Below are 5,393 nucleotides of genomic sequence, written 5' to 3'. Positions count from 1 at the left end.
AGGACGGCATCGCCGATGTCGCTCTTGACGAACTGGATGCGGCGGTCGGCGATCAACGGCTCGAGGCTGCGGATATTGGCGGCATAGGTCATAGCGTCCACGACCACCAAGCGGTCCTCGGGACGCGCCTTGATCCATCTGTGCACCAGGTTCTGGCCGATGAAGCCGGCGCCTCCGGTGATCAGAACGCTCTGCATTCATGCCTCCTGCCGGCCGCGCGATCCTTTAAGCCGGCGCCGGTTGATAGTTTGCCGAAGGAAGGCCGTCAATGGAAGCGCGTCGGTTCAGCTTTTCGGGTCGCAGTCACGCCGCTCCGCGACGCTTGAGCCCACCGATCAGCGCAAGCATCTCGCTGGCGCGATGGCGGTAGGTATGCTGTGCCATCGTCCTTGCCTGGCCGGCGCGCGCGATCGTTTCACGCGCGCCCGCATCCTTGAGGAACCGCTCGATCGCACTGAGGCAATCGTCGATCGAGCGCCAGACCGCAACGTCGCGATCGGGCTCGAACAGCGTATGCAGATTGTCCTTGAAATCGGTCAGCAAGAACGCGCCGACACCCGTCGCCTCGAACAGGCGCATGTTGCCGGCCTCGCGGCCGGCGATGTCGATGTGAGAATTGAGCGTAATGCGCGAGCGCCGCAGCGCCTGGTACATTCCCGCACCCCACACCTCGCCCTGGAGGCAGCGATGCAGCGGCGAGGTGGCCGGCAGCAAGCGGGGAATGTTGCCCCACATTTTCAGATCGAAGCGTCGGGCGACGGCTTCCAGCAGGGCGATACGCTGGCGGTGATCCTCCGACACCGACCCGACAAAAGAGATGTCGATGTCCTGCGATGGGGTTGGCGGCAGCGCATCGAGCAATGCGGGCTCGAAGGCAAGATGAGCGACTTCGGCGCGCACTCCGGCCGCGCGGAAGGATTGCACGATCCGCGGTAGTTGCGAGAGCATCAGATCATAGATTGTCCAGTCGATGCCGCGCGACGGCTCGATGCCGACCTGTCCGATCAGGAGGGGATTGCCGATCTGCCTGATCCTGCGCATCAGCGCGACGTCGACATAGAACACATCCTGGTTCAGCACCACGTCCGGCCCGAAGGCCTCGATCTGGGCCAGAAGGATTTGCTCCGATGCAGCGTCCAGGCGCGGGCTCAAGCCCACTTTCCGTACCAGCGGCCGCAGGATCGGCTTGAACGGCGCCGCGACGCGCTGCAGCCAGCCGGGCAGCATCTGCTGCCTCGCCTGGTGGTCGGCGGGGGTTGCGACCGCGATCCCCAAGCCATGCTCGCGCGCCCAGGCCGATTGCATGAAGCGGTTGTTGACATGGACCTCGACTGCGGAATGACCGAGCGCTGCAAAATTCCGCGAGTAGAAATCAGCGAGCCCGAACAGGCTCGCGTTCCGCGCCGCCATCTGCGTGTCATAACCGGCGTGCTCGAGCCCGGCATGCTTTCGATAGAACCACGCCAGGAAACGCGGATAGTCGGCGTTCAGGATGATGATGCGCATCGGTGGTCTCAGGACCGACGGCGGTCGGTGGAGGCGTCATCGTCGATGTCGCGCGGCATGACGTACCAGAGCAAAAACAGAGCGGCTGCGCCGTTCGTGAGCAGGCTCGTCGAGAACGGGACGTTCATCATGACCTGCGCCAGCGCGCCCGCCGAGACCAGGATAAATCGCGGCGGCAGGCCCTGCGAAAGCCGATTGACGAAGGCCGTGAGCAGTCCGCACGCGAGCGCCGCCAACGGCGCTCCCTTGAGGCCGAGCGAAGCCACGCCTTCGGTTGCGAACAGCGAGGCATTCACCGCACCGAGATCATAAGTCTTCGACATGATGACCGAGAGGTACTCGCTGTAGGGACAGGAGACGAATCGCTTCAGGACGTGGATCTGACAGAAGTACGTGAGATCGTGGTGTGAGAAGAAGTCGCCATAGAGATCGAGCGCGAGCGAGGGGACGGCGATCATGCGGAAATTGATCGTGCCGAAATAGCCGATGAAGTGATCGTAGGACAGCGTGCCGTGGGCGACCAGCGGCAACAGCGCATCGCCGATCGATATCGGCAGCAGCAGCGACAGCACGACGGCGATCCGAGGCTCGACGTAGCGCGCGAGCAGCCAGAGGAACGCAAGCCAGCCGGGCGTAAACAGCGCGAGCTTCGTGAGCGTGACCGGATAAAACAGTCCGATCAGCACCAGCGCCGCCAGTGCCTTCCAGGGCTTCCCGAGCGCGAGATAACCTGCAAATGCGAACGGCAGCAGCGCGCTGACGAGATTGCCGATGGCGTAGCGGACCGGGGCCGGAAATTCAAGCTGGTTGCGGAAGGTGTATATGTCGGCGATTCCGACCAGGCGGAAATTGAAGAACGCGCCAACGACGACGATGACGAGCGACGCAAGGAGGATAAGCGCCAGCACGCGCTCAAGACCGGCTTTCGACAGCACGAACCGCTGCTTGATCGGAGCGGTGATGAACAGCGCGGGCACGAGGAAAGCGAGCAGGGAAACGAATGCCGAAATGCTGCCGAGCCTATGATCGTAATCGAGGGTCGAAGACTTCGCGAGAAAGAGATAGCCGAAGACGATCGTGTAAGAGCCGAAGCCCAGGAGATAGCCGAAGCTGAAGCGGGCGAACGCAAAGACGAAGGCCAGCGCGCCCAACGGAGCGGCCACGAGCAGCGCCGGAAAAAACTGCGCAGGATTGTAGCTCAGGACGTCATAGCCGCGATAATAGTAGGTGACATGGGTCAGCGAGACGCAGCAGGCCGCAATATACAGGTACAGCAGCGCTAGCAGCGTGATCCGGCCGCGCGGGGGCGCTTTCGAGGTAATGGGGATATCGGTCATTGCGGTCGCGTCAGGATGGCTTCCAGCCCAACGCCAGCAGCTTGTCGGGCCGGGCCACAAGCGGGCAGCCGATCCGCTGCCAGATTGCGCCCTGGCCCGCGGTCTTGAGCGCAAATTCGAGCAGGGCCTGGGGAATGGAGAACAGCCGGGGCGGCCGACCAAAGCCCGCCCGATAGCGCGCGATCAGATCGGCGACCGTGATCGGAACGGGGTCGGCGACGATGAAGGTGTCACCGCGCGCGCGCGGATCCGTCATGGCGGTTGTGATGGCGGCGTTGAGGTTCTGAACCGACAGCACCGAACGCCGCGCCTTCAATCCGCCAAAGGGCAGGGGAACGGGCAACAGTGAAATCTTGCGGATGGTGGCCAGATTTCCCTTTTCTCCCTCGCCATAGATCACGACAGGACGAAGGATCGTGAAGGAGCCTCCGGCGGCGCGAATAGCCTGCTCCGCGGCAAGCTTTGAGCGTCCGTAGGCGTTGATCGGCCGCGGCGGATCGTCTTCGGTCAATTCCTCGTCGGAAAAGGAGCCTGACTGCGCTGCGATCGAGGAGATGAAAACGAGATGCACGCCGGAAGCGTTGGCGGCGCGCGCGAGCGCAGCCGTGGCCTGGTGGTTGATGCGATCGTAGAGCTCGTCTTCGGCAAAGGTATGCGCAATGCCCGCCAGATGCACGACCGCATCGCATCCCCGGAGCAGCGACTCCCAATTGAAGCGCTGTGACAGGTCGGGAAGCCGGGCCGCCCTGATGTTCGGGCCTTCGATGACGACCGAGCGCGACGCGGCAATCACCTTGTGACCAACGGCAGCGAGATAAGGCACCAGGTGACGGCCGATAAAGCCGTCAGAGCCGGTCACGAGCACGGTCGCTTTGCTATCCATCCACCACACCAGATCGCGGAACAAGGAAGCCCGCCAGCCGGCTCATCAGAAGCCGAGGGCCGAAAACGGGGCGCAAGCTAAGCCATCACGTCGGAGCAGGCAAACTGAGCCTCGGTGAATCGCGATCCGGCCGGGGCGGTCGTTGGTTCTGCTCCTGCTGCTATGTTGATCCATTCCGCGCCGCGCAATTTGCGGGGGATATACTAAAGAATACAACCCTGGGCCATTGTAGCCGGAGTCTCTACGATGATAGTTTTGGGCTCGTGTTTGATCTTCAATATTTTGGGCTCGACCCCACTATAGACTTAAAGAAGGTTGCTATTTTGTTTGCGACCGCGTTCGCATTCGAAGGTAGCGTCTTGCTGTGGCTCCCCTTCGAGCCGGTGACGGCGGCTATCGTCTTGCGGCCGCCCTTCGAGCACTACGATTCCGAACGATATACTTATCGGGCGCGTGCGAGGCTCGCCTTTGCTTCGGTTGACACTGCAACCGAGAAGCACGCAACCGTCGAGCTCACTGAGAACGGCAAAAGGCTTGGACCCGCCAATTCTTCACGGGACGACATCGCGACGAGAGGCCATGGCCGTTACAGCTTCATGCAGGACGGCATGAGCCAAGTGCTTTTCTTCTCCACCAGCGACGACAGTGACCCGAATACGAACGGAAGAGTTTACCGCCTTTTCGATCCGAAAGCGATCGATCCATACCTTTCCAAGTCGACTGCGGCCTCTTCTGCCGGGGAAGACCGGAAATGAGGTATGTGAGGCTCGCTGGTAACATTGCGCTCCTGATCGCCATCCTGCCGGTTCTGATCGTCGGATTTGCCTGGATCGGCATTTCGGAACATTTCGAAAAACGCCGGATCAGAAAAAAGCAGCGCGCAAGCTGATTTCTTAATTCAGGCCGCCCGGCATCGACAAATGCGGCATCGACATCAACACCTGTGGCGCACGTGAGACCAGCTCACGACCGATTCGGTGTCGCCGCAGCACCTTGATTTGCAGCCGCTATTTTGAATATAGGACTGGCGGGGGATGCCGCGATCTTGCGGCTTCCCGGGATTCTTGCCGTCGCTATTTCTCGGCCCGCTCACCCGGCGGCGGTCAGCAGGGGAAGTTCGGATGATCAGATTTGGCCTGCTTGGATGCGGGCGCATCGCCAAGCGTCACTCCGATCTGTTGGGCGGCAATCATATCGAGGGGGCGAAACTCGTCGCGGTCTGCGACCCCGTTCGCGCGCGCGCCGATGCGCTGGCTTCGAAATTTGCGGTCCCCCCGCATTACGACATCGACGACTTCCTCGCGCGCAAGGATATCGACGCGGTCTCGGTACTGACCCCGAGCGGCCTGCATCCGCAGCACGTCATCGCCTGCGCCAAGGCTGCCAAGCATGTCGTGGTCGAGAAGCCGATGGCGCTCAGGCTATCGGATGCCGACGACATGATCCGCGCCTGCGACCAGGCCGGCGTCAAGCTCTTCATCGTCAAGCAGAACCGCTTCAACGTTCCCGTGGTCAAGGCGCGCGAAGCGCTGGAGGCGGGGCGCTTCGGCAAGCTTGTCCTCGGCACGGTGCGGGTGCGCTGGTGCCGCGATCAGGCCTATTACGACCAGGATGCCTGGCGCGGAACCTGGGCTTATGACGGCGGCGTGTTGTCCAACCAGGCGAGC

Annotated in this window: 7 protein-coding genes; 3 read left to right on the top strand and 4 right to left on the bottom strand. The window is 62.0% G+C overall.

The genetic code is table 11. The features are described from left to right. The 4 genes from VKR55_RS27440 to VKR55_RS27425 form a co-directional block, all read right to left on the bottom strand. The coding region (locus tag VKR55_RS27440; RefSeq protein ID WP_324408356.1) for a GDP-mannose 4,6-dehydratase at positions 1-197 on the bottom strand (197 nt) is incomplete at its 3' end. A 106-nt stretch (positions 198-303) separates the two neighbouring features. After that, complete coding sequence (locus VKR55_RS27435) at positions 304-1,506, bottom strand: CgeB family protein (RefSeq protein WP_324408354.1); 1,203 nt, start codon at positions 1,504-1,506, stop codon at positions 304-306. An 8-nt stretch (positions 1,507-1,514) separates the two neighbouring features. Continuing rightward, positions 1,515-2,843 carry a hypothetical protein gene (locus tag VKR55_RS27430; protein ID WP_324408353.1) on the bottom strand — a complete coding sequence of 443 codons (1,329 nt, stop codon included), beginning with the start codon at positions 2,841-2,843 and terminating at the stop codon, positions 1,515-1,517. A gap of 10 nt (positions 2,844-2,853) precedes the next feature. Further along, entirely contained in the window at positions 2,854-3,726 is an 873-nt protein-coding gene (locus VKR55_RS27425) for an NAD-dependent epimerase/dehydratase family protein (protein WP_324408351.1), read from the bottom strand. 263 nt (positions 3,727-3,989) lie between these two features. On the opposite strand from VKR55_RS27425, the gene VKR55_RS27420 reads away from it, so the two are divergent. The 3 genes from VKR55_RS27420 to VKR55_RS27410 form a co-directional block, all read left to right on the top strand. Next, positions 3,990-4,481: a hypothetical protein gene (locus tag VKR55_RS27420; protein WP_324408349.1), complete on the top strand. Its 492-nt coding sequence runs from the start codon at positions 3,990-3,992 to the stop codon at positions 4,479-4,481. Further along, a complete protein-coding gene (locus tag VKR55_RS27415; RefSeq protein ID WP_324408347.1) occupies positions 4,478-4,615 on the top strand; it encodes a hypothetical protein in 138 nt (45 codons plus the stop codon). Before VKR55_RS27420 ends, VKR55_RS27415 begins: the two co-directional genes overlap by 4 nt. 232 nt (positions 4,616-4,847) lie before the next feature. Then, the coding region (locus tag VKR55_RS27410) for a Gfo/Idh/MocA family protein (protein ID WP_324408345.1) at positions 4,848-5,393 on the top strand (546 nt) is incomplete at its 3' end.

Source organism: Bradyrhizobium sp. (assembly GCF_035309285.1).
Taxonomy (GTDB): Bacteria; Pseudomonadota; Alphaproteobacteria; order Rhizobiales; family Xanthobacteraceae; genus Bradyrhizobium.
Note: the sequence above shows the minus strand (reverse complement) of the source record. Positions and strands in the feature narration are given on the sequence as shown.

Excerpts from the sequence above, each read along its gene's own strand:
- VKR55_RS27435 (WP_324408354.1), bottom strand. The coding sequence starts at position 1,506 with ATGCGCATCATCATCCTGAACGCCGACTATCCGCGTTTCCTGGCGTGG.
- VKR55_RS27430 (WP_324408353.1), bottom strand. The coding sequence starts at position 2,843 with ATGACCGATATCCCCATTACCTCGAAAGCGCCCCCGCGCGGCCGGATC.
- VKR55_RS27425 (WP_324408351.1), bottom strand. The coding sequence starts at position 3,726 with ATGGATAGCAAAGCGACCGTGCTCGTGACCGGCTCTGACGGCTTTATC.
- VKR55_RS27415 (WP_324408347.1), top strand. The coding sequence starts at position 4,478 with ATGAGGTATGTGAGGCTCGCTGGTAACATTGCGCTCCTGATCGCCATC.